Origin of the sequence: Intestinirhabdus alba, assembly GCF_009711095.1 — a bacterium.
Lineage (GTDB): Bacteria > Pseudomonadota > Gammaproteobacteria > Enterobacterales > Enterobacteriaceae > Intestinirhabdus > Intestinirhabdus alba.
Genome location: NZ_WMJZ01000003.1, coordinates 105,620 through 130,125, shown reverse-complemented (window position 1 = coordinate 130,125; position 24,506 = coordinate 105,620). Strand labels below are relative to the sequence as shown.

16 protein-coding genes, 3 tRNA genes and 1 pseudogene are annotated in these 24,506 nt (G+C 58.5%); 7 read left to right on the top strand and 13 right to left on the bottom strand.

Annotated features, from left to right (window positions below):
• Positions 1–44: 44 nt before the first annotated feature.
• Positions 45–1,142, bottom strand: a complete 1,098-nt coding sequence (mltA, locus tag GJV78_RS03375; protein ID WP_155106994.1) for a murein transglycosylase A — start codon at positions 1,140–1,142, stop codon at positions 45–47.
• A gap of 209 nt (positions 1,143–1,351) precedes the next feature.
• On the opposite strand from mltA, the gene GJV78_RS03370 reads away from it, so the two are divergent.
• The 3 genes from GJV78_RS03370 (at position 1,352) to GJV78_RS03360 (ending at position 1,673) form a co-directional block, all read left to right on the top strand.
• Positions 1,352–1,428, top strand: a tRNA-Met gene (locus GJV78_RS03370).
• A gap of 45 nt (positions 1,429–1,473) precedes the next feature.
• Positions 1,474–1,550, top strand: a tRNA-Met gene (locus GJV78_RS03365).
• Between the two features lie 46 nt (positions 1,551–1,596).
• Positions 1,597–1,673, top strand: a tRNA-Met gene (locus GJV78_RS03360).
• An 832-nt stretch (positions 1,674–2,505) separates the two neighbouring features.
• On the opposite strand, the pseudogene GJV78_RS03355 reads toward GJV78_RS03360, so the two are convergent.
• Positions 2,506–2,745: pseudogene (locus GJV78_RS03355) on the bottom strand (transposase); the annotation flags it as partial.
• Between GJV78_RS03355 and GJV78_RS23905 the strand changes: the two are divergent.
• The 3 genes from GJV78_RS23905 (at position 2,716) to GJV78_RS03345 (ending at position 5,460) form a co-directional block, all read left to right on the top strand.
• Positions 2,716–2,844: a hypothetical protein gene (locus tag GJV78_RS23905; protein WP_269140441.1), complete on the top strand. Its 129-nt coding sequence runs from the start codon at positions 2,716–2,718 to the stop codon at positions 2,842–2,844. The pseudogene GJV78_RS03355 and the gene GJV78_RS23905 sit on opposite strands and share 30 nt — an antisense overlap.
• A 541-nt stretch (positions 2,845–3,385) precedes the next feature.
• Positions 3,386–4,243 carry a hypothetical protein gene (locus GJV78_RS03350; RefSeq protein WP_209439227.1) on the top strand — a complete coding sequence of 286 codons (858 nt, stop codon included), beginning with the start codon at positions 3,386–3,388 and terminating at the stop codon, positions 4,241–4,243.
• Complete coding sequence (locus tag GJV78_RS03345; protein WP_155106993.1) at positions 4,240–5,460, top strand: DNA adenine methylase; 1,221 nt, start codon at positions 4,240–4,242, stop codon at positions 5,458–5,460. Before GJV78_RS03350 ends, GJV78_RS03345 begins: the two co-directional genes overlap by 4 nt.
• A gap of 258 nt (positions 5,461–5,718) precedes the next feature.
• On the opposite strand, the gene amiC is transcribed toward GJV78_RS03345, so the two are convergent.
• The gene (amiC, locus tag GJV78_RS03340; protein ID WP_155106992.1) at positions 5,719–6,972 is read right to left on the bottom strand and encodes an N-acetylmuramoyl-L-alanine amidase AmiC; all 1,254 of its coding nucleotides are present in this window, start codon (positions 6,970–6,972) and stop codon (positions 5,719–5,721) included.
• Between the two features lie 228 nt (positions 6,973–7,200).
• On the opposite strand from amiC, the gene argA reads away from it, so the two are divergent.
• Positions 7,201–8,532: an amino-acid N-acetyltransferase gene (gene argA / locus GJV78_RS03335; RefSeq protein WP_155106991.1), complete on the top strand. Its 1,332-nt coding sequence runs from the start codon at positions 7,201–7,203 to the stop codon at positions 8,530–8,532.
• Between the two features lie 137 nt (positions 8,533–8,669).
• Here argA and recD read toward each other — a convergent pair whose 3' ends face one another.
• The 10 genes from recD to lgt all read right to left on the bottom strand — a co-directional run bounded on the left by recD (position 8,670) and on the right by lgt (position 24,450).
• Positions 8,670–10,496 (bottom strand): exodeoxyribonuclease V subunit alpha, encoded by a 1,827-nt coding sequence (gene recD, locus GJV78_RS03330; protein ID WP_155106990.1) that lies wholly within the window; start codon positions 10,494–10,496, stop codon positions 8,670–8,672.
• Positions 10,493–14,038: an exodeoxyribonuclease V subunit beta gene (gene recB / locus GJV78_RS03325; RefSeq protein ID WP_155106989.1), complete on the bottom strand. Its 3,546-nt coding sequence runs from the start codon at positions 14,036–14,038 to the stop codon at positions 10,493–10,495. The genes recD and recB overlap by 4 nt, the downstream gene beginning before the upstream one ends.
• 413 nt (positions 14,039–14,451) lie before the next feature.
• Positions 14,452–17,352, bottom strand: coding sequence for a pitrilysin (gene ptrA, locus GJV78_RS03320; RefSeq protein ID WP_155106988.1), 2,901 nt, complete (start codon positions 17,350–17,352; stop codon positions 14,452–14,454).
• A 160-nt stretch (positions 17,353–17,512) separates the two neighbouring features.
• The gene (recC, locus tag GJV78_RS03315; protein WP_155106987.1) at positions 17,513–20,881 is read right to left on the bottom strand and encodes an exodeoxyribonuclease V subunit gamma; all 3,369 of its coding nucleotides are present in this window, start codon (positions 20,879–20,881) and stop codon (positions 17,513–17,515) included.
• 15 nt (positions 20,882–20,896) lie between these two features.
• Positions 20,897–21,217, bottom strand: coding sequence for a prepilin-type N-terminal cleavage/methylation domain-containing protein (locus GJV78_RS03310; protein ID WP_155106986.1), 321 nt, complete (start codon positions 21,215–21,217; stop codon positions 20,897–20,899).
• On the bottom strand, positions 21,202–21,609 hold the full coding sequence (locus GJV78_RS03305; protein ID WP_167519350.1) for a DUF2509 family protein: 408 nt from the start codon (positions 21,607–21,609) through the stop codon (positions 21,202–21,204). Before GJV78_RS03305 ends, GJV78_RS03310 begins: the two co-directional genes overlap by 16 nt.
• Positions 21,606–22,127 carry a prepilin peptidase-dependent protein gene (locus GJV78_RS03300; protein ID WP_155107087.1) on the bottom strand — a complete coding sequence of 174 codons (522 nt, stop codon included), beginning with the start codon at positions 22,125–22,127 and terminating at the stop codon, positions 21,606–21,608. Before GJV78_RS03300 ends, GJV78_RS03305 begins: the two co-directional genes overlap by 4 nt.
• Positions 22,118–22,588 (bottom strand): prepilin peptidase-dependent protein, encoded by a 471-nt coding sequence (locus GJV78_RS03295; protein ID WP_155106985.1) that lies wholly within the window; start codon positions 22,586–22,588, stop codon positions 22,118–22,120. Before GJV78_RS03295 ends, GJV78_RS03300 begins: the two co-directional genes overlap by 10 nt.
• A gap of 185 nt (positions 22,589–22,773) precedes the next feature.
• Complete coding sequence (gene thyA, locus GJV78_RS03290; RefSeq protein WP_155106984.1) at positions 22,774–23,568, bottom strand: thymidylate synthase; 795 nt, start codon at positions 23,566–23,568, stop codon at positions 22,774–22,776.
• Positions 23,569–23,574: 6 nt separating this feature from the next.
• Positions 23,575–24,450 carry a prolipoprotein diacylglyceryl transferase gene (gene lgt / locus GJV78_RS03285; protein ID WP_155106983.1) on the bottom strand — a complete coding sequence of 292 codons (876 nt, stop codon included), beginning with the start codon at positions 24,448–24,450 and terminating at the stop codon, positions 23,575–23,577.
• Between the last annotated feature and the right edge of the window lie 56 nt (positions 24,451–24,506).

Below are 24,506 nucleotides of genomic sequence, written 5' to 3'. Positions count from 1 at the left end.
ATCAACGCACTCAGGGAAGGCTTGCCGGCGCATTTAGCGCACGGTCAGCCGTTAAACACGCCGCCTGCGCCGGGGGCGGTCTTCAGCACCCAGACGCGACCATAGTGATTATACCAGCCCGCGCGGTGCCCGGCCTCCTGGCCAATGCCCTGGTAGATATCGAAATGCTGCCCTTTGATCGCGCCACCGACGTCCAGCGCCACCATCAGCCGCAGCTCGTACTGGCCGTTAAACTTGCCGTTGTTATCGAGCAGCGGCACTTCTGCCAGCAGGGCGGTGCCCGCCGGAACGATCGAGCGATCCGACGCCACCGAGGCGCGGCCGATCAGCGGCACCGCGCTGGCCCCTTTCACCGGCGCGAAGGACTGGGGTTTAAAGAAAACGAACGACGGATTCTGCTCCAGCAGCTCACGCACCTCCGCTTCGCTATGGGTTTCGCCCCAGCGGCGGATAGCCTGCATCGACATATCTTCCTTCTTTACCTCTCCGCGATCGATCAGCACCTTGCCGATGCTGCGGTAGGCGTGGCCGTTTTTACCGGCGTAGCTGAAGAAATTAAGCGGGCTGCCGTCACCAAAGTCGATATAACCGCTGCCCTGTACGCCCATGATAAAGTTATCCATCAGCGAATTACTGTAGGCGAGGATATAGCTGTCGCTCAGCGCGCCGGCATGGATTTGCGCGCGGGACGGCAGGCGGCCGCGCTTTGGCGGCATACGGTAGATGGGATACTGGAATTCGCCCTGCCGGACGCGACGCGCCTGAACGACCGGGGTGTAGTAGCCGGTAAACTGCACGTTGCCGTAGTTATCCACGCCTTCCATCTGCCAGGCGTCAAGGCCAAACTGGCGCATTGTCCGCGTATCGCCGCCGGCGCGCAGCCACTCCTGTACGGCGCTGTAGACGCTGCTCTGGCTGCTGTACAGGCGCGGCGAGGCGCGGCGAACCTGTCGCACCTGCTCGGCAAAATCACCGGCGTTAATCGGCGCGCCTACGGCGTCGGGCTGATTCACCAGGGAGAGAGGCTGCGTAAATTTGCCGTCCTTATACTGCTGCCCGCGATCGGTTGGTCTGGAACTACAGGCGGCCAGTATCGCCACAACCGCCCCCATCAGAAGGTATTTCGCCCAACGTCCTTTCATTATTCTCGTCTTTAAGTTGCCTGAATGCGTGATGGATGAAGATAACAAACCGCGAAACCTATTGAAATGGTGGCCGCGAGCCGGCGCAACATTTGTCTAAAAAACACGCCCGGCCGCTCTGTTTTTAGCCATCTCTGCGGTGATTTCCGGCTCCCTGTGAAAAAAGGGTTGCATGAAAACGTTAGCAGAGTATAGTGCGCATCCACGGACGCGGGGTGGAGCAGCCTGGTAGCTCGTCGGGCTCATAACCCGAAGGTCGTCGGTTCAAATCCGGCCCCCGCAACCAATACAATGTGATAAAAGGTTACTCGACCAAAGAGTAACAGACGGACGCGGGGTGGAGCAGCCTGGTAGCTCGTCGGGCTCATAACCCGAAGGTCGTCGGTTCAAATCCGGCCCCCGCAACCAGCACATTGTGACAGCAAGGCTACTCGACGGAAGAGTGGCAGACGGACGCGGGGTGGAGCAGCCTGGTAGCTCGTCGGGCTCATAACCCGAAGGTCGTCGGTTCAAATCCGGCCCCCGCAACCAACTTATTTACAGCGTCGTTTCAGATGGCGTTGCCGACAAAAAACCGCAGCCTCATCCAGAATGAACTGCGGTTTTTTTGTTTTTATCTTGCGCTATTCCCTGCCCCGCAAAAGAGATCTTTCACGCTCGCCGAGCCGCTGCCGATATTGAGCAGCGCTGAGGTAAAGATCCCCGCAGGATTCAGGTGATATACTGCGCCCCGGCTTTGTCCGTCAGCTCCGTCACCGCGCTGAGCGTTATTTTGCTCCCCGACTCTGCGGACAGCTCTTCACCGGTTTTAATCAGATAGCTCTTTCCGGTATTTAGGCTGTGTCCCTTAATCGGGCGTGGCGTCGACGCTGAGCCAGAAGCACGTAATCAAGGCGGAGGACGCAGGACGTAGTAAACTACGTTCAAGTCCGACAACACAGAGTACGCGCTTGTGGCTCGCGTCCCGCAGGGCTGGGGCCATTCAGCTCCGTTGCCGCGTTACTCGCCGCGCATTTGGAATAACCAAATATTACGGCTCGCGCCTTGCCCCGGACCTGAATGACCGCCAGCGACGCTCACGAACGATTAAGGGACACAGCCTACCATTGACGCAAAACAAACGGTTTCATGAGCTATCTTCTGTTATTCAGGCGTTTCATAAGAACAAAAAATAAGGGAACGATCAGCCACCCCCAAAAACCACAGAATGTTCTTATGAGATTCCCTAAGATTCTTAAAGAGTAAAAACCATTAAAATATATCATTCCCCACCGTGGAACGAAGGGAATAAATAAAATATTTGCAGCAACACTAAGTACTATTCCTACGATCACTCCTGTAAGAATTATATACCTAATAAACCTCAAGATGCAGGTGTGAGCACCTGGAAGCAATCGTTAATTCGGGATGCCAGTGAATCCACTCTATCCGGCAGCGTCTGTGCAAAAAATGTCGATATCGCGTTCCTGAACTCTCGCGTACTGCTGAAATAACAGTTATTTCGCGTATGTTCGTTCATTAACTTCCACATTCGTTCTATTGAATTCAGGTTCGGACTGTAAGGGGGAAGGTAATGCAGCCTGATATTGGCCAGAAGGATGGCTTTAATATGATCGCAAACAAGCTTGTCACGACTGGAGTCATGAAGACGCTCAAGTTCAGCTTTTTGTTGGTCAATGATGAAGATTTTAATGGTGGATAGCATGATCTCCTGTTGCTGAAAAATCAAGCATCTTCAATGAGCATGGGTATATACTCACGCAACCTGAAGATGCTTGAAGCGGGATGTAAATACATACTTTAAATCAATGGATTACATATGAACACATTATGCTTCTTGATGTTTATTGGGTATATACCCTAAATAATTCGAGTTGCATGAAGGTGGCGACGCAGAGAATCCCCGGGAGCTTACAGTAGTAAATGTCCGGGTGAACAAGGAAAACCAACGAACATGCAGTTTGAAGTATGACGAGTATATAAGAGTTTATTTTAAACTGGAAGTATAATGTTATGGAATCAAGACATATAAAAATTCTTTGTAATTCAAATTAATTTCATAAAAAATAATATTGGACATCTAAAGTTTTCATTAGGAGCGTATAATAACTTGATATTTTCTCCAAAAAATATTACATGACACATGGATGAATTGCTAATAATTTGATTAGCGAGCCGTCTAGAAAGCTTGTTGATCAAATGATATAATTATTTACCACTTTATCGGTAAAATGGAGTTTTTAATGAAAATTGTTGGCCTTAGCAAAGTTGTCGATGTAAACGATATGTTAGAAGAGGGTTCGAGCGGAAACGATAATGACTATTATGAACTTTTTATGGAACCAATAAGAAAGTGTAAAGATTATAAACCAAAATTAGGTGGAAATAATTCTGATGGGGTTGATCTTGATGGATTTAAATCGTTATATGGTAGCGACTCTTTCTACTCATGGATTGGATTAGATAGTGAGCTTATGTATTCTGCACATAAAGCTGCGGGTGGTATGACGTCAATTTACAGACAAATAGGGATTGGATGTGAAAGGCTTTTCAGGCAAATCATTATGGATACATGTCTTTATGATGATCCATTTTTTTCAAATTGGTCATATGAGTCAAAAACCAGCGGAGGAAAAGTCAAAACTTTATATCTTGATGGCCGTTTAGAATTAAATGAAATAAAAAATGAAAAGGTTTTATACGAAGTTAAATCCTGGATGCAGAAATATTGTGATCGATTAGATGTTCCTGTACCTCTTAATGGTGTAGTTTTTGAAGTTAGACAAGGTTATAAAAGTAAAGATAGTAAAAGACAAAATGGTGACATCGATAATGCTACTGTAGCCTGGGCTAATGGGTACCTTCCAATTTTTGCCATTTTTTCTGCTCAAATTGATAAAGATATTGTATACAGATATATAAATAATCGCTGTGGCATATTAACTGGAATTAATGAATCTGATGCAGGAGAGTTTTTATCATTATTCTCTTTTTTTAGAAAGGTTTTAGGCTATGATTTAGCTGGATTTTTCCAAAGAAATAGTGATAAAATGAAACTTGAAATTAATACTGTTTTAGCTAAATTATTGAGTCCACAATGAAAGTTACCTTAACTTCAAAAGGAAGTGATTATACATTCAAATACAACCGTGGGTTAGGGAGACATGGTTGGCTTCGTTTAACGCCTGCTTATTCAGTTAAGCTTGTTGAGGAGCTAATTTCAGAAACTCCAAAAGGGAAAAGGATTTTAGATCCTTTTTCTGGAACAGCAACTACTGGACTCAGTTCTTTAGAACAGGGCTATAATGCAGTTTTATGTGATATAAACCCTTTCCTAATATGGTTTGGTAACACTAAACTTGCCTATTTTTCTAACGAAGATCTTTTAGAAACAAAAAGGCTCTCTCTCGAATCAGCTAGTCTTTCATCTTATAAACTTATGGGAGATAACTGGGTTCCTGATATACATAATATTAATAGATGGTGGGATTGTGATACTCTTTTGAGTTTGGCAGCTTTACGATCTGCTATAGTCGAAAAAATTGGCGAGCCTTCTGATAATCCAATTTTCAATTTGATCTGGATTTCGTTTTCTAGACTAATCATCGAAACGTCTTCTGCAGCTTTTAACCATGTATCAATGTCTTTCAATGGTTCAACTGTAAAACATGAACATAACCAAATTATTGAACTTTTTTTATCAATAGTTGAAAGCATAACTTCAACTGCTTTTGTCGAAACATCTAACCATGCTCAGGTTTTGAATTGTGATTCAAGATTTATTAGTAATATAGATATAGAAAAAGTTGATCATGTAGTGACATCTCCTCCTTATCCTAACAGGATGAGTTATATCAGAGAGCTTAGACCATATATGTACTGGACTAAATTTCTAAATCATGCAACTGAAGCAGCAGATTTAGACTGGAAAGCAATCGGTGGGACTTGGGGAAGTGCTACTTCCAAATTAAAAACCTGGCATCCATCTGATATTGATTTGCCTGAGCTTTTAATCCAAAAGTGTACTGAAATAAAAATGAAAGACGACAAAAATGCTGATCTGATGGCTAGATATGTGCAAAAATATTTTTATGATATGCATCAGCATTTTTCCTCATTGAAAAACTTACTCAATGAAGGTGCTAAAATAGATTACATCGTTGGAAATTCAAGTTTCTATGGTGTAAAAGTTGAATCTGAAAAAATATTTGAGGATTCGCTTTTGACCTTAGGGTTCAAAAATGTTTCATCTAGAATTGTCAGGAAAAGAAATTCAAATAAAGAATTATTTGAGTTTTGTGTGACAGCTTACCTTTAAGATACTTTAGTACCCAAGAGATTGAATCAATAATACCTCCCTGGGTACTCAAGATTTATATATTCGTCATACTTCACGTTGCAGCTTGAAGTATGACGGGTATAAAAATAAACCCCGTAACGCTCATCAGCGATATTTAACGCATTTTTCCCGCGGGTAACCTTCGATCGCCGCGGTGGCTTTGGCGGTTTGCCCAAAGATAAAAAGCGCCGTGATAAAAACACCCACGACGCGCAGTGTAGTGCCAGCGCGCCTTTATTATCCTCTTCTCGCCAGCGTCGCCCCGTCGGCAAAATAGGCCTTAATTCCGGCGAGGATCGACGCGGCAACCTCCTGCTGAAACGCCGCCGTTTTCAGCTTGCGCTCCTCCTCAACGTTGCTGATAAACGCCGTTTCCACCAGAATCGACGGAATATCTGGTGCCTTCAGCACCGCAAAGCCCGCCTGCTCAACCTGGTTCTTATGCAGGGTATTGATCTGCCCCAGCTTCTTAAGCACCGCTTTGCCAAACTTCAGGCTGTCGGCAATGGTCAGAGATTGCACCATATCGAACATCGTATGGTCGACATAGCGATCGCCGCTCTTGCTCACGCCGCCGATCAGATCCGAGGCGTTCTGCGTCTGGGCCAGATACCTGGCCGCGGTACTGGTGGCCCCTTTGGTCGAGAGCGCAAACACCGACGAGCCGCGGGGCTGTCGGCTGGTAAAGGCGTCGGCGTGAATCGACACAAAAAGATCCGCCCGCTGCTTCTGCGCTTTCGCCACCCGCACCTTCAGCGGAATAAAAATATCCTCATTGCGGGTCATATAGACCTTCATGTTGCCCTCTTTCTCGATCAGCGCGCGCAGGCGGCGGGCGATCTGCAGCACGACGTCCTTCTCCCGTGTCTTGTATTTGCCCACGGCTCCGGAATCTTCGCCCCCGTGCCCCGGATCGAGCACGATGACGATAGGCCGATCGCGCCCGGCCCTGCCCGGCTGGGGGCCGCTCTGCGCGGAAGATACCTGCTTATCAAGATCGCCCTTGTTGTAATCCTCAAGCAGCGCCAGCAGAGGATCCTGCACATCCCTGGCGTTCGCCGGATAGAGATCCATCACCAGCCGCTCCCTGAAACCGGCCACCGGCGCAAGGGCGAACAGCTGCGGCTTCACGTTCTGCTTCAGCTCAAACACCATGCGCACGGTCTGCGGATCGAACTGCCCGACTCTCGCGGATTTAATGTAGGGATCGTCGCTGCGGATCTGCGCCCCCACCCCCTTCAGCACCGAGTTAAGGTTTACGCCCTCAATATCCACCACCACCCGCTCCGGGTTGCTCAGGGCGAACTGCCTGTATTTCAGCTGATGGTTAGATTCTACCGTCACGCGGGTGTAGCTGGAGGCGGGCCAGATGCGAACCGCTACGATCTGGCTGGCGGCGGCGAGGCTAAGCGGACTCACGCTCAGCAGCCACACGGCACCCGCACCCTGCAGTAAACGACGGCGGCTAATGGGTTGACTGGATCCCGACATGCTTCTCCCGAGCAAAATAAGACGTAACGTAGCGTTTAAAACGAACAAATTGACCGGAAACTTTAGCCAATGAGAAAAATTCTGTCATCTATAAAAGGGTAAACTTTCTGTCTCACCTCGCGCCACCCTACCGAAAAGCGTTACTGCGGATAAAATTCGCCCTTGCGCCCGCCCGAAAAACGGAATAAAAATACACTAATTTCGAATAAACATGCACTGAGGTAGACCATGGTGAAGGAACGTAAAACCGAGCTTGTCGAAGGGTTCCGCCATTCGGTTCCTTATATTAATACCCACCGGGGAAAAACATTCGTCATTATGCTTGGCGGCGAAGCCATTGGACACGAAAACTTCTCCGGCATCGTTAACGATATTGGCCTGCTGCACAGCCTCGGCATACGTCTGGTGGTGGTCTACGGCGCGCGACCGCAGATCGACGCCAACCTCGCCGTGCACCGGCATGAGCCGCTCTACCATAAGCATACCCGGGTGACGGACGCCAAAACCCTTGAGCTGGTCAAGCAGGCGGCGGGGACGCTACAGCTGGATATCACCGCCCGTCTGTCGATGAGCCTCAACAACACCCCGCTGCAGGGGGCGCATATTAACGTGGTGAGCGGTAACTTTATTATCGCCCAGCCGCTGGGGGTGGATGACGGCGTGGACTACTGCCACAGCGGCCGCATCCGCCGCATCGATGAAGAGGCGATCCACCGCCAGCTCGACGCCGGGGCCATCGTGCTGACGGGGCCAGTGGCGGTATCGGTTACCGGCGAAAGCTTTAATCTGACCTCGGAAGAGATTGCCACCCAGTTGGCCATTAAGCTGAAGGCGGAAAAGATGATTGGCTTCTGCTCGTCGCAGGGGGTAACCAACGACGACGGCGATATTATCTCTGAGCTGTTTCCTGACGAAGCCCAGGCCCGCGTCGAAGCGCTGGAAGCGAGGGGCGACTACGACTCCGGCACCGCGCGGTTTCTGCGCGGTGCCGTCAGGGCCTGCCGCAGCGGGGTCCGTCGCTGCCACCTGATAAGCTATCAGGAGGATGGCTCGCTGCTGCAGGAGCTGTTCTCCCGCGACGGCATCGGCACGCAAATTGTCATGGAGAGCGCCGAACAGATCCGCCGCGCCACCATTAACGATATCGGCGGCATTCTGGAGCTGATCCATCCCCTTGAACAGCAGGGCATTCTGGTGCGTCGCTCCAGGGAACAGCTGGAGATGGAGATCGACAAGTTCACCATTATTCAGCGCGATAATATGACCATCGCCTGTGCGGCGCTCTATCCGTTCCCGGAGGAGAAGATTGGCGAAATGGCCTGCGTGGCGGTACACCCGGACTACCGCAGCTCGTCGCGCGGCGAAGTGCTGCTGGAGCGCATCGCCGCCCAGGCAAAGCAGATGGGCCTGAGCAAGCTGTTCGTGCTGACCACCCGCAGTATTCACTGGTTCCAGGAGCGCGGCTTCTCCCCGGTGGATATCGATCTGCTGCCTGAAAGCAAAAAGGAGATGTACAACTACCAGCGGCGCTCCAAGGTGCTGATGGCGGAGCTGAGCTAAGGGGCGTAACGTCGGAGCTGAACTAAGCGCACAATCCGGGCGCAGAACTGAACGCTGTTCAGGCCCGACGACACAGAACACGCGCTTCCGGCCCGCGTCCCGCGCCGTCAACTCCCATTCTTGAGGGCGGAGAGCTATCAAAGCCCCTCATTAAACAGCGCCGACAGCCCGCTGCGGCGCTCGGTGCGCGTGGCCACCGCGGCGGACAGCACGGACTCGTCGGCGTACAGCGACAGGCGGCGGCGCGCCCGGGTGACGGCGGTATAGACCAGCTCCCTGGTCACCACCGGCGAGCGCTGGGTCGGCAGCACCAGCGCCGCGTGATCGAACTCTGAACCCTGCGACTTGTGCACCGTCATCGCCCAGGTGGTTTCATGTTCCGGCAGGCGGCTGGGCTGCACCGATTTGATGCTGCCGTCCGGCATCGCAAACCAGACCCTCAGCCCCTGACCGCGATCGAGCGCAATGCCGATATCGCCGTTAAACAGCCCCAGCGCGCTGTCGTTGCGGGCGATCATTACCGGTCGCCCTTCATACCAGCGGGAGTGCGGCTGGCGCTGAAGCCTGCGCCGCTGCTGCATCGCCTGCTCGATCCGCTCGTTAAGCCCGCTGACGCCAAACGGCCCTTCGCGCAGCGCGCACAGCAGCTGATAATCATTAAACGCCCGCAGCACCGCCTCCGGCTCCGCCCGCTCGTTCAAAAGCGTCAGATAGCGCCCGTAGCCGGCCAGCGCCTCATCCAGCATCGCCAGATAATCCTCACCGCTCTGCAGCGTACGCTTCTCAATATCGCTGAAGCGCCTGCGGAACACCGTTTTTATTGCCGCGCCGTCGCCGCCGTTAATCGCCGCAGCCAGCTGGCCGATGCCGGAGTCGCTGCCAAAACGGTAGCTTTTTTGCAGCAGGCAGAGGCTGTCGCGCAGGGAGGCGGCGGCGTCGCCGGTTCCCGCCGGCACCGGCGAGCCGGTCAGGCGGCTCAGTTGACGGGCGCGCGCCGGCGTATAGCCAGCGTTAACATACGTGCAGATATCCCCCAGCACCGCCCCCGCCTCCACCGAGGCGAGCTGATCGCGATCGCCGAGGAAAATCGCCCGACCGTGCGCGGGCAGGGCGTCGATCAGCCGCGACATCATCGGCAAATCGATCATCGAGGCCTCGTCCACCACCAGCACGTCAAGGTGCAGCGGGTTGCCGGAATGATAGCGCAGGCGCTGACTGCCGGGCTGTGCGCCAAGCAGCCGGTGCAGGGTGCTGGCGTCCTCCGGAATGCGCTTTTTTTGCTCGTCGGTCAGCGGCAGCTGGCGCAGCGCTTTTCCCAGCGATTCGCTCAGGCGCGCCGCCGCTTTCCCCGTCGGTGCCGCCAGCCGGATGCGGCAGCGCTCGCCGTCCGCCATCTGGATCAGCGCCGCCAGCAGCCTGGCGACCGTCGTCGTCTTACCGGTGCCCGGCCCGCCGGAGATCACCGAAATACGGCGGGTCAGCGCGACGGCTGCGGCAACCTTTTGCCAGTTGACGCCGTCGTCGGGCGGAAACAGGCCGTCCAGGGTTTTCGCCAGCAGGCTCTCATCGACCTCTACGGGCTGGTTCACCTCGCAGAAAAAGCGCGCCACCGTGCGCTCGTTGCACCACATCCGGTTCAGATAGAGACGATCGCCGTGGAGGATAAGCGGCGTTGGCCGCTCGCCGCCGCTGACCGCCGGAGAGGCCAGCAGGCATTCGATCCAGCGTTCAGGCCCGTTCATCTCCTGGCACCATACCTTCAGCAGCGGGTGCGCCTCGTCGCCGGGAGTCAGCCGCGACAGCGGCAGGCAGACGTGCCCGTCGCCGGCGTCGCGGCTGAGCAGCGCCGCCGCCAGGGCGACGGCAGGATGGTCATCCCCGGCGACGGTTAACGCGAACTGTGCGTCCAGCGGCCGCAGCAGCTTTTGCTCCACGGCCTCCAGCAGGCTTTTTTGTAAGGTCATTGCGCCTCCTCCATCGCGGTTCCGGCAAACATCTCATCCATCCGGGCGATCAGTTCGCCGTCCGGACGGGTGGCGTAAATCCCCTGCTGCGGGTGCTGCCGGTCAACGCCGCGCAGGAACAGATAGAGCACCCCGCCAAAATGGCGCTCGTAGTCATAGTCGGCGATGCGGTGACGCAGGTAGCGGTGGAGCGCCAGGGTATAGAGCTGATACTGCAGATCGTAGCGATGCGCCCGCATCGCGGCGGCCATCGCCTCCCGGGTATAGGCGGCCCCGTCCTCCCCCAGCCAGTTGGACTTATAGTCAAGCAGGTAATAACGCCCCTGGTGGCGAAAAACCAGGTCGATAAAGCCCTTCAGCATTCCGCGAACCTGCGCAAAATCCAGCGGCGCGCAGCCCGCCGAAAGCGGGTCATACCGGCGGATCAGTGCGTCAAGCCCCCCGGCGATGAGCGGCCGTTCGATGGGCAGATAAAACTCCATCTCCACCTGCTTTTCACGGGCGGAGAGCTGGCTCAGACTCAGCCCGGCGTCGTTGAGCGGAGCGTGCAGCACGGCGTCGATCCATTGGCTGAGCACCGGCTGCCAGTGCGGCTCATAGCCTCCCAGCTCCAGCTGTTGTCGCACCCACTGCTCGTCCACCGGACGGGTAAAATCCAGCGCCTCGAACAGACCGTGCAAAAAGGTTCCCGGCGACGCGCCGCGCGGAAACTGATGCGGCGTCAGCCCCGCTGCCGCAGGCACCTCGCCAACGCCCGCGGCGTCAACGTCAAGCCGCGGCAACAGATCCTGGGCTATGCCGTGCCCGCGCTGCTGCAGGCCGGTGTAGCTGGTCACCCGCCAGCTGTCGGACGGCAGGCGGCGCAGCCTGCGGGCGCTCAGCGCCTCCTGACGCTCCTGGGCAAGCTCCCAGCGCGCGCTGTCCGGCTCGTCGGGGGTCCGGCAGACGATATCCGCCCCGCAAAGCGCCTCAATCGCCGCGCGCAGCCCGGCGGCGTCCATCGGCTCGCCTTTTTGCAGCAGCCGCCCAAGCGCGCTCAGATGCACGTCGGTCTCGCCTTTTTTATCTCCCCGCCGGCGCACCAGCGGCGCGACGCCAAGGCTGCAGTGCCATACCGAACGGGTCAGCGCCACGTAGAGCAGGCGCAGATCCTCCGCCAGCCGCTCCGCCTCCGCCAGCTCAATACTCTCCTGCGCCTGGCTGAGATCGAGCACCGCCTCAAAAGAGCTGCGATCGTGATAGAACGCCCGATCCTGAACGCGAAAGTTAGTGATAAAGGGCAGCCAGACCAGCGGGTACTCCAGCCCTTTCGATTTATGGATAGTGACGATCTGCACCAGGTGCCTGTCGCTTTCCAGCCGCAGCTGCTGGCTGGCGGCGCTGCTGTCCGGCTCCAGAATATGCTGTGACAGCCAGCGCACCAGCGCATGTTCGCTCTCCAGGTGCGTTCCCGCCTCCTGCAGCAGCTCGCTGATGTGCAGAATATCGGTCAGCCGCCGCTCGCCCCCGGCGGTGGCCAGCAGGTTTTCGGCAATATTGCGCGCCGTCATCAGCGCCCGCAGCATCGGCATCACGCCGCGCTTCTGCCAGAGGCGGCGGTAGCCGTCAAACTCTTCAACCGCCGCGTCCCAGGCACTTTCATCATTATTGAGCGTTTCAATGTCGCGGGCGGTCAGGCCCATCAGTGAGGTCGCCAGGGCGCTGCGCAGCGCCTCCTCACGCTCCGGCGACATTACCGCCTGCAGGATCCACAGCATCTCCTGCGCCTCCAGCGTTTCAAACACGCTGTCGCGGTTGGAAAGATAGACCGAAGGGATCGCCAGCAGCGTCAGCGCATCGCGCACCTGAGCCGCCTCCTGGCGGCTGCGCACCAGCACGCTGATGTCGGAGGCGCGGACCGGGCGGGTGCTTTTGCCGTCGTCGAGCAGCGCCTCTCCGCGCAGCCCGGCGCTCAGCCAGTCGCGGATCTGCGCGGCGCACACCTGCGCCATATAGCTCTGATAGTCGCCGACACCGCAGCGCTCCCCTGCCATCAGCCACAGGTTCATCGCGGGCTGAACCTCGCCGTTGAGCACAAAGCGCAGCGCCTGGTTTTTTCCGGCGGACTTCACCGGCATAAACGGGATCTCGCGGAACATAAAGGCGTTGTCCATCCGGCTAAACAGCGTATTAACCCCGTTGACCATGCCGGGAGCGGAACGCCAGTTGGTATCGAGGGTGTAGTGAGCGCTCACCTCTCCCCGCGCCTTCATGTAGGTAAAGATATCCGCCCCGCGAAAGGCGTAGATCGCCTGTTTGGGATCGCCTATCAACAGCAGCGCGGTCTCCGGCTGGCGCTGCCAAATGCGGCGGAAGATGCGGTACTGCTGCGGATCGGTATCCTGAAATTCATCGATCATCGCCACCGGAAAACGTCCGCGAATAGCGGCGGCCAGCGCCTCGCCGCTCTCGCCGCGCAGGGCCGCGTCCAGGCGGCTGAGCATATCGTCGAAGCCCAGCTCGCCGCGGCGGCGCTTCTCCCTGGCCACGGTTTCGCGGATCTCCGCCAGCGCGCGGGTCAGCAGCAGATCTCTGATGGTCAGCGGCTCGGCGTATAGCTCATCGACGGCGGCAAACAGCGGGTGCCGCGGCGCGGTGCCGCCCGCTTTGGTACGCTGCTCTAAAAAGCGTTGGGAAAATTTCTCCAGCGCCTCGGGCAGCCGGTAGCTTCGGGTCTCTTCTTCAGCCCAGGCGGTGACCTTTTCGATCCACTTCGCCTGATTGCCGCGATTGAATTTGCGCCGATCGATATCCGACCCTTCGATCAGATCGTTCAGTTCGTTAACGCAGGAGAGCCACTGCTGCTTGAGCTTCGCGATCCGCGCGACGATTTTTTCATGCCGCGAGGCCAGCGTCTCCTCATCAGAGGGCGGCGATTTAATCACCGGCGCTTCGCCCTGCAGATAGACGTTAATCTCTTTGAGCAGCGCCTGCGGCCCGTTCCAGGTCTCAAAAACCACCTGCGCGATATCCCGCGGCAGCGGGTAGCAGTGGCGACGCCAGAAGTCGGCGCAGGCCTGATAGCGCAGCAGCGATTCATCTTCAATAAGCTGCTGCTCAAACAGCATCCCGGACTCAAAGGTGTTCAGGCTCAGCATCCGCTGGCAGAAGCCGTGAATGGTAAATACCGCCGCTTCGTCCATCTGTCTTTCCGCCAGCAGCAGCCACTGCGCCGCCTGCTTTTTATCGGCAATCTCCGCCAGCAGGCTGGCATAGAGCGGATTGTCGGTGGACTCGCGCAGGCAGGCGATGCGCAGCTCATGGATATTGCTGCGAATGCGTCCGCGCAGCTCTCCGGTGGCGGCCTCGGTAAAGGTCACCACCAGCAGCTCCTCCACGCTCAGCGGCCGGGGAAAGGCGGCCGAACCGCCCAGGCCAAGCAGCAGACGCAGATAGAGCGCGGCGATGGTAAAGGTTTTGCCCGTGCCCGCAGAGGCTTCAATCAGGCGCTCGCCCGTCAGCGGCAGGCGCAGAGGATCGAGAGGCTCGGCAACGTCATTCATCAAAATGTCCTCTGGAAACATCGCGCAGTCGGGCGGTGAGGAAAGGAGGCGCGGACCGCGCTTTTTTAACCACTAATCATGCCTCTCACATTTTCGCTTATATTGGATAAGCCCGATAAAACGCGCCAGGAAAGAGAGATTCTCGCCAACGCCCGTTTAAGGGCGGCCCGCCTCCGGGCGAAAGCAGCCGTTTGCCGGATGCCCTGCACAAGGTTTCCGCAGGCCGGTTAACGGGCCACCGGCCGTTTGCCTCGACGCTTCATCCGCCACCGGTCATGACCCGCAGCGCTCGCGGACGCCGGGGCGGGTTTGCGCGCCGGCTCCGGTACAGCGCCGCACGGGTCGGGCGAAGCGCGATCGCTATTGCACCGCTCTTCCCGTTCTTTAAGCACTAAAGAGAGAAGCCTTGCGCCTTAATGCCCGGAGCCGTCAGCCTTCTCACTCCACAGGGGCATAGTTTGCTGCAGCGCGCTGGCGTTCTCCCACGTTTTCCAGCCCGCCGGACGAGCGTATTCTGCCTTCCCGCTCTGGCTGCCGGAAATCTGCGACAAAATCGCCATTCCCTGCGGCTCCACCACCGCCTGATGGAAGAAGTCGGCAAGCTTTTGCGGCGTCAGCTCTTTAATTCGGGCGACGATTTTATCACGGGAGTCAAAGCGCATATTGCCGCGATCGAAATCTTTACTGAATTTCGCCGCCTCCTCGCCCAGCGTCTGCGGTGCCTGCAGCATCTGCGCGATAACCGCCTGCTGTATCTGCGCGAACGTTTCCGGCTTCATCGCCCGCAGCTTCGCCTCTACCGTCGGAAAAAACGCCTTATAGCGCTCCCAGAGAAAGGCCGGCTGCCTGTCGTTGCTCTGTAGCAGGAAGCCCAGCCCCCATTGACGCCCGATGCTCATCGGGAAGGCGAAGACGGCATAGCCCAGCTGCTCTTCGGTGCGCAGCTGGTTATAGAACCACGGCTGCACGATCTGCCCGGCCATCACGCTATAGGCCGAACCGAGGTATTCGTCATAGCCGGTGGGTACAAACACCGCCGCCAGCGCCGAGTCGCTGCTGTCGGCCGCTTTGGCAAAAATTACCGACTGTTTCTTATCGACCAGCACGTCTTTGCCCCGGCACCATTCGTCACCCTTCGCGCCGAGCTGCTGGCGAATCGTCCGGGCCATGGTTTTCACCTTCGCTTCGCTCATATTACCCACCACCAGGAACTCCGCGCGGGCACCGCTTTTTAAGGCGTCCCGCCAGGCGATTACCTCTTTCAGCGTAATGCCCGCCAGCAGCCTGCGCCGCTCGTCGCGCGGGTAGTAAGGCACCTGAGAGAGCATCTGCACCGGCTGCAGCGCCTGCTCATAGGCTTTGCCCTTATCGGCGGCGTCCAGCATCCGGGCGTACCATGATTTAGCCTGCGCCAGCTGCTCCTCGCTGGCGGTATAGCTGAAGTAGCCCTCCAGCAGGGCCTGGAGCAGCTGCGGCAGGCGCTGGGTATAGCCGTTGGCGTTGACCATCAGACCGCTGTTGGCGCTGGTGGAAAACCCAATGCCGCCCACCGCCGCCTGGCTGCTGAGCTGGTCGAGCGCCATCCCGGCCAGATAGTCGTTCAGGGCGAAGATCGCCTGGTTTCTGGCGCTGTCCATCGCCCGTGGATTACGCAGCACCAGGCTGACGTCGGCCTTCGGCTCGCTGGCAAAGTAGCGGCTCGGCGCATAGACCACCCGCAGATCCGGCTCGTTGACGATAAGCGCCGGCCGCGGCCAGGGCTTGTCCGGCGCGATCAGGGTAAAATCATCGGGAATATAGGGGTTCAGCTGCGGCAGCGACAGGTCAATCCCCTGCGCTTTTTTCCGCCAGTCGGCGAAGGTCTGCTCGCTGATTTTATTTACCTGATAGGGGGCTTCCACAAAATAGGCGGTCCGGTTGTGCGGCTCCTGAGGGCTGATATACCAGATGCGGGCGTTCTGGGGCGTCATCATCTCCAGCCGCGCCTTGATGGCCTGCGCATCATAGCGATCGGCAATATTGACCGCGTCCAGGGTATGGGCAACCGGTACGCGGATCATGGTATCCGCCAGCCACTCCACGTAGCTCATGTCGCGGGCGATCGACGGATAGCGGAAGTCGAGATCCAGCACGTGCGCCAGCTCGTCAAAATAGCGTTTATCCACGCCTTTTTCACGTAACACGTTGAGATAGCTGAAGATGGCCGCCACCACCTCATCCCGCTGCGCCAGCCCTTTATCGGTCAGGCTGGCGGAGATCGCCAGCACTCCGCCGTTGCCGCTGACCGCCGGATCGGCGTCGGCGCGAATGCCCTCAACCAGCCCCTGCTTTTGCAGCCAGTCTGAAAGCGTCCCCGGGCTGCGGTTGCCGATCAGGTAGCTTATCAGCTCGTCGGTTTTACTGCGAAACCGCGCGCTGTTGTCCTCGATACGAAACTCCACCCGCAGCGCCTTGCGCGGCTGCGCCGGGACGTAGTGAATGAGGATACCCTTCTGCGCGTCGGTGACCACCGGCGCGGAAATGGCCGGTTTTTTAATACGTTTATTCGCTACCCGCCCGTAGGTGTCGGCGGCGATTCGCGCCAGCTCCGGCAGCGGTTTATTGCTGTAGATCACCGCCTTCATCAGGTTGGCGGAGTAATAGCGATCGTAAAAATCCTGCAGCGCTTGCTGCACCGGCCTGCCGGGCTTGTCGCTCAACGTTTCCAGATTGCCGCCGGAGAAGCGGGAGCCGGGGTGCGCCGGGTTAATGGTTTCCGCGCTCACCTGGGCCATCCGCATACCGTCGCGGGTGCGGGCCATGGTCAGCTCGGCATTCACCGCGTTACGCTCGCGGTCGGCATATTTTTTGTTCAGCAGCGGCGCGGCGACCGCGTCGGCTAGCCGATCGACGGCACCGGCCAGCGCGTCGTTTTCCACTTCCAGATAGTAGGCCGTACGGTAAGGCGCGGTGCTGGCGTTGTGGCTGCCGCCGTGCATTTTCAGGTACTCGGCAAGGCCGTCCGCCTGTGGGTACTTTTTTGACCCCATCAGGCACATATGTTCAAGGTAGTGAGCCAGCCCCGGATGGGCGTCCGGATCTTCCAGTGAACCGACCGACACCACCAGCGCCGACAGCGATTTTACCGCCGCGGGGTCGGAAACCAGCAGCACCACCATCTCGTTGTCCAGGCGCACGGCCTGGTACTGGCGGGGATCGTTATCGCTTTTACGAATCGTCTCCGCCAGGGGCTGCCAGCCGCTCTCCGCCTGAGTCAAAGGTGCCCAGAGGACAATAAACAACAGTAATGCTTTACACCAGATGCTGCGGGGCATTCACCAACCTCATTATTAATTTGTCTTTCTATGCGGACGCGATGGCGATCCGCGCAGAATCAATCGCACGCTGAACGGGCCAGCCGCTCCCGTAATGGCAATCAGTCCGCGACGGAAAGCGCATCATAGAGAACCACCTTCCGCCGCGCAATTTCTGCGCTCACGACCGGGCAAAACGAAACAGCGGCAGCAGGTAGCGCTGAGAGTGGTCAATGATGGCTTCCATCGTCTGCGGCTCCAGCTGTCGCCACAGGCGCTGATACCAGATATCGTCGCCCTCGCCGCGCACCATCATGTTACCTTCCCAGGCCTGCAGGAATTTTGTCCGCGCCTTCTGCCGCGTCTCATCGTCGTCGGCGAGGGTGCCGGTTTCGGCGTTATAGCAGGTTTTCACCCACGCCCCGCCGCTCTCCGGCAGCACCAGCAGCGGCGACGACATGCCGAGGCGGTAGCCTTCGATCAGCTGCGCCAGCCAGTACCGCGCCTGCTCAGGGTCCAGCGGCCCGAAGCGCCACTCCCCCTCTTTACGCAGGAGCAGCCGGCTTTCGCCTTTACCGCCGCTGGCACAGTAGACAAGGTGTTCCAGCCAAAGTTGCACGCCCTGGGCGACGCTGATGAGCGAGGGTCGCCAGCGCAGCAGGCCATCCTCCTGCACCTGCGGCAGCCAGCCGGTCAGCTGAACGCCGTGGCAGTCGAGGTCGATCTCCACGCTCTGGCCCGGCTGGCGGCAGGCGATCACCCGCTCGGCAAGAGACTGCATCTCCTGATGCTGGGTGTCCCAGAGGATCTCGCCGAAGGCACCGTAGGGCAGATCGCCGGCGGCGCGGAAACGGCGGAACAGACGCTCCGTATCCTCCTGCTCCACCAGCGCGTTAAGCAGCTGCTGATTGAGCTGGTAGCGGGAGAGCCCCTCCAGAACAAACGGCTCGCAGTCCGGAATATCGTTCTCTTCGGTACGAAAATGCACCCGCAGCCGCATCTGAAAAAAGGCGCGTACCGGATGCGCCCAGAAACGCTGGAGGGTTTCAAGGGTCAGGGTTTCCGGCATATGAAAGCCCAGCGGCTGTACGAAGTCGGCGTGCGCCTCCCCCAGCCGGCTGGCCGCCGGCAGCCATTCGCTGGCATAGCTCTGCTGCTCGCCCGGCTGGAAGTTCTGTGCGTCAAACGGCATCCGGGTATGCAGCCGGGTAACGTGCGCCTTAACGCGGGCTTCGCTCTCGTCGCAGGTCAGCGCTTCATCGCCGGGCAGGTAATGGCTTTGCCCGATGTAGTCCAGCAGTTCCTGCACCAGCACCGAGGGAAAGCGCTCGCTGTTATCCTGAATGGAGCGGCCGATGTAGCTGATGTAAAGCGTCTGCTGCGCGGAAATCAGCGCCTCAAGGAACAGATAGCGGTCATCGTCGCGGCGGCTGCGGTCGCCGCGCAGCGGCTTCTGGCTCATCAGATCGAAGCCGAGCGGCGACATCTGGCGCGGATAGACGCCGTCGTTCATACCCAGCAGGCAGACCACCTTAAAGGGAATCGAGCGCATGGGCATCAGGGTACAGATATTCACCGGCCCGGCGAGAAAGCGCTGGCTGATGCGCTCCCGATCGAGGCGCTGCGCCAGCTCGTCGCGCAGCAGTGAAATCGGGATCGTCCCGCCGTGCTGCGCGGCCAGCCCTTCGGCGATAATGGCCTGCCACTGCTGTTCAATCAGGGTCATGGCGGCTTCGGTTTCTGCGTCCGGCAGGAAGAAGTCGTTGAGCATGTCGCGGCATACCGGCAGCCACTCCTCCAGCGGACGCTCCTGCGCCAGCCCACGACGCCAGACGTTCAGCTGCATCAGCAGCGACGCCAGATGCCCCACCAGCCCGGCGATCAGGCCGCTGGACTCGTCGTAGGGCAGCACCGACTGCCACTCGCCCTGGGCGCTCTCCATGGCATAGCCCAGCAGCATACGGGTCAGGCCAAAACGCCAGGTGTGCTGGCCGGTGGTCGGCAGCTCCAGCTCCCGGACGTTGTCGTCGTCTATTCCCCAGCGAATGCCCGATTCGTTCACCCACAGGCGCAGATAGCGCAGCCCCTCTTCGCTGATGCCAAAGCGCGCCGCCAGCACCGGCACGTCGAGCAGCGCCAGCACATCTTCCGACACAAAGCGGCTGTCCGGCAGCGACAGCAGGCTGATGAACGCCTGCAGCGCCGGGTGAGACTGACGCGCCCGGCGATCCGAGATGGCGTAGGGCAGATAGCGCTCCGGGGGGGCGCTGCCGAAAACCGCCTGAATAAACGGGCTGTAGCTGTCGATATCCGCCACCATCACGATGATGTCGCGCGGGGTCAGCGTCGGGTCCGCCTCCAGCATCGCCAGCAGGCGATCGTGCAGGATCTCCACCTCGCGCTGGGGGCTGTGACAGACGTGAAACGTCACGCTGCTATCGGCGGGATCCAGCAGACGCTTGGCGTCGCTGCGGGAGTATTCGTCCAGGCTGACGCCCGCCACCGCGCGGTTCTCCAGCTCCAGAATATCCGCCTGAATAGCGTGCAGCAGGCTATCCGGCGTCACGTCGACAAAGGCGTCCAGCTCCTGGCTGTTTTCCAGCTCTGAAAGCAGAAAGATATAGTCGCGCCCCAGCTTGCCCCATGAGGCCAGCATCGGGTTGCCCACCTCCTGCTCACCGTCGCCGTTGAACAGCCCCTCCGCATTCTGCTCGTCGCGAAACAGCGGCAGGTGGCGATCTTCAACGCTGTGCCGACGTCGGCGGGCCAGCAGCTTCGCCAGCCAGGCGGGATCTTTGATATCCCCCCAGTAGTAGCGGCAGGGGTTGGTGAACAGCAGATGAATATCAATATGTTTACCCAGCGCCTGCAGCGCCTGCAGATAGACCGGCGGCAGCGCGGAGATGCCGCAGATAAAGACCCGCGACGGCAGACCCGCCGGACGCGCGTCGGCGGCGTTCAGGGTCTGAATAAAGCGCTGATACAGATTGGCACGGTGCCAGCGCGGCTGGCCCAGCTCGGCGGTATACTCCACCAGCGCCTTCCACAGCGGTGCCTGCCAGGCCTGCGCGTCGCCCAGACCGTCCACCAGCCGCCCCGCTTCCCAGTGGGACAGCCAGTCGGGGCGGTAGACCAGATACTGATCGAAAAGATCCGCTGCGCGCGACGAGAGCTGGAACAGCTTGCGCTTGTCGCCGTCGTCCGTCAGATAGTGGCGCAGCAGGGCGAAGTCGTCCCGCTCCAGCAGGCGCGGCAGCAGCGTCATCAGCTTCCAGCTCATGCCCTGCTTGCTGAATGCGCTCTCCGGCGGAATGTCCGGCAGTACGCGGACAAACATCTCCCAGATAAAGCTGGCGGGCAGCGGAAATTCAATATTGGCGGCAATGCCGAACTTCTGTGAAAGGGTCATCTGCAGCCACTGCGCCATGCCGGTGCTCTGTACCAGGATCATCTCCGGCTCAAAGGGATCGTCCAGCCGATCGCGCTCGACGATAAACTCCATCAGCGCTTCCAGCACGTCCAGACGATTGGAGTGGTAGACCCTTAACATAGCAACTCCTGACGACTAACGATTTGGGCAGTGCAGGCGCGTCATGTTTCCTTGCCTGCCCCGGGGGGAAGATAGCGTAACGCTGATGCTGACACATCCGGCCTGCGTTGTCTGCATTCGCTTCGCCTGCCAGTTCGCAGGTGGCGAAAATGAAGCCAGCTGCGTCTGCTGCCAGGCCTGCCGCCAGAGCTGTCGGTACTCCGCGCTGGCCGCAAGGCTGGTTATCAGGGCCCGCTGATAGCCCGACAGCGCGGTAACGATCGTCACCATCAGCATCATCGCCAGCAGCGTCTCAGCCAGGCTGAAGCCGCGCCGGTACTTTACGGCATCAGGCATAGCGCGACCTCCCTCAGCGGGCAAAAATCGCTCCAGCCGCGCGGAGAAAAGAGGATGCGACCGGCATCGACGCGGCCCAGCCGCCACAGCGCCGCCGTTTCATAACGGGCCATCAGCAGCGCTTCGCCCCCGGCAAGCAGACGCAGACAGACCCGCGCCCGGGAAGTGGGGGCCTCCCGGCAGCGCACGGCGTCCGACGTCGACCAGCGCTGCGTCCGGCCCCACTCCAGCGCCGACTGGACCGCCGCCTGGCGCTGCAGACCGCGGCTTTCCGCCGCCGCGCGCGAAGCGTAGCTGGCGGCCTGCTGGCTGGTTCCCTGCAGCAGCAGCGCGCCGAGCGCCAGCAGCAGCAACACCATCGCCAGCGATGAGGCTCCCCGCTGGCGCGTCACAGGTTAAACCCCGTGACGCTGTATTCCGCCGCGGCCCGCTCCCGGCTGTCGCTCCGGCTGAAGCCGCGCAGGCGGACGGTAAGGAGCGGGGCGAAACCGACGAGGTTATGGCGCTGAACCTGAAACTGTTCGATGACGATCGCCTGCGGATCGGTCATTCTCTCCCACCCCTTCCCTTCACAGCGCGTCGCACCGCGCAGCGTCTCCAGCGCCAGCTCCTGCAGGCGAAACCCGGTGCGTTCAGCGCCCCACCGCACCAGAACGCACGCCCCCTGCCTGCCGATGGTCAGCCCTTCGCCGCCGCAGCTTTCCCGACAATAGCCCGCGCGCTGCAGGTGCTTCGCCACGGTAAACGCCCGCTGCCAGATCTCCTCCTCCAGCGTAATCTTCTGCGCCCCGCGCAGCGCCTCGCGCTGGAGCGCGGGCAGAAACCGCGCAGCCCCCAGCAGCAGCACGCTGCTGATTGCCAGCGCAATCAGGATCTCTGGCAGGGAAAAGCCCGCCGCGCTTACCGGCAGGGGCGGCTCTCGTCGCGCTCGCACAGCCGGATCCGCCCCCAGACGGAGACCACCAGCCGCCGCTCCCCTGCGGCGTTTTTCAGGCGGATATGCCCGGCCCAGGCGGTATTGAACAGGCCGAAGAAGGCCAGCGACGGCGTGACCTCCGCCAGCTCGACGTCGTTCCACGGCGGGGTAAAGACCAGCGGCGAGGCTGGCGCGCAGGCGCGCTGCCCGGCGGCTGAACTGATAAGGCACCATTTTCCTCTCTCCCTGACGGCGATAATTTCATGGTCGCGGCTGGACCAGCTGGCGTCCTCGCGCAGCTGTAGCAAAAAATCCCGCGCCTGAACCGCGGTTTGCCACAGGCGCTGGTGCTGCTGCCAGCGCTGCCAGCCATACAGGCCGACGGCGCTGAGGCTGACAATCAGCAGCATCGCGACCATAAGTTCGATAAGCGTATAGCCCTGCTGTTTTTTCATGGCGGCAGTATCGCGCCGGCAGAATAAAAATCGAGCCGGGAATTGCGCTTATCCGGGGCGCAACGAAAAAAATATTTATTTTTTGCAGGACGTTGCCGTTTTACGGGAATCGCTGCCGCAAAAGAGAACAAAGGATAAAAAAAACCGACGCGGGGAAGCGTCGGCTGTGGCAGAGTGGCGCTGGGTCAGACGGCGACCGGCGCTTTGATGCCGGGATGCGGATCGTAGCCTTCGATCTCGAAATCTTCGAAGCGATAGTCGAACAGCGAGTCCGGCCTGCGCACGATCTTCAACGTCGGCAGCGCGCGCGGCTCGCGGCTGAGCTGCAGGCGCGTCTGCTCCAGGTGGTTGCTGTAAAGATGGGTGTCGCCGCCGGTCCAGACGAATTCGCCAGGCTCCAGGTCGCACTGCTGAGCCACCATATGTACCAACAGCGCATAGCTGGCGATATTGAACGGCAGGCCGAGAAACACGTCGCAGGAGCGCTGATAGAGCTGGCAGGAGAGCCTGCCGTCCGCCACGTAAAACTGGAAGAACGCATGGCACGGGGCCAGCGCCATTTTATCCAGCTCGCCGACGTTCCACGCCGAAACGATAATGCGCCGCGAGTCGGGGTCGTTCTTCAGCTGGTCAAGCACCGTGGCGATCTGGTCAATATAGCGGCCGTCGGGAGCCGGCCATGCGCGCCACTGCTTGCCGTAAACCGGGCCTAAATCGCCGTTTTCATCGGCCCACTCGTCCCAGATGGTGACGTTGTTTTCATGCAGGTAAGCAACGTTGGTGTCGCCCTGCAAAAACCACAGCAGCTCGTGGATGATAGAGCGCAGGTGGCAGCGCTTGGTGGTAACCAGCGGAAAGCCCTCCTGCAGATTAAAGCGCATCTGATGGCCAAAAATAGAGAGCGTTCCGGTGCCGGTACGATCGTTTTTTTGCGTGCCTTCATTAAGCACTTTGTGCATCAGTTCTAAATACTGTTTCATGGTTCCTCAGGAAACGTGTTGCTGCGGACGGCGGCGATATGCCCATACCATCATAATGACGCCGGCGACGATCATCGGAATGGAGAGGATCTGCCCCATGCTGATGTACTGCACCCATGCGCCGGTAAACTGCGCGTCCGGCTGGCGAAAGAATTCAACGATGATCCGAAACGCGCCGTAGCCTATCAGGAACAGACCGGAAACGGCCCCCATCGGGCGCGGCTTGCGGATAAAGAGGTTCAGAATAATAAACAGCACCACGCCTTCCAGCGCCAGCTCATACAGCTGCGACGGATGGCGCGGCAGCACGCCCCAGGTATCGAAGATGGGCTGCCACTGCGGGTGCGACGGCAGCAGCGCGACGTCTTCCGCGCGCGAGCCGGGAAACAGCATGGCGAACGGGAAGCCAGGGTCCACGCGGCCCCACAGCTCGCCGTTAATAAAGTTGCCCAGACGCCCGGCTCCGAGGCCGAACGGGATCAGCGGGGCGATAAAGTCCGAGACCTGAAAGAAGCTGCGCCGGGTGCGCCTGGCGAAAATAATCATCACCAGGATCACGCCGATCAGGCCGCCGTGGAAGGACATGCCGCCGTCCCAGACGCGGAACAGATAGAGCGGGTTATCAAGAAACAGCGGGAAGTTATAAAACAGCACATAGCCAATACGCCCGCCGAGGAAGACTCCGAGGAAGCCGGCGTAGAGTAAGTTTTCAACTTCGTTTTTGGTCCAGCCGCTGCCGGGGCGGCCGGCGCGGCGCGTCGCCAGCCACATGGCGAAAACAAACCCCACCAGATACATCAGGCCGTACCAGTGAAGGGCGACGGGCCCTATTGAGAAAATGACCGGATCGAACTCCGGAAAATGCAGATAGCTACTGGTCATCTGTCACCACAGGTTATTGTTATTCCGCTGAAACGGGCAGCGATAAGATACGCGCC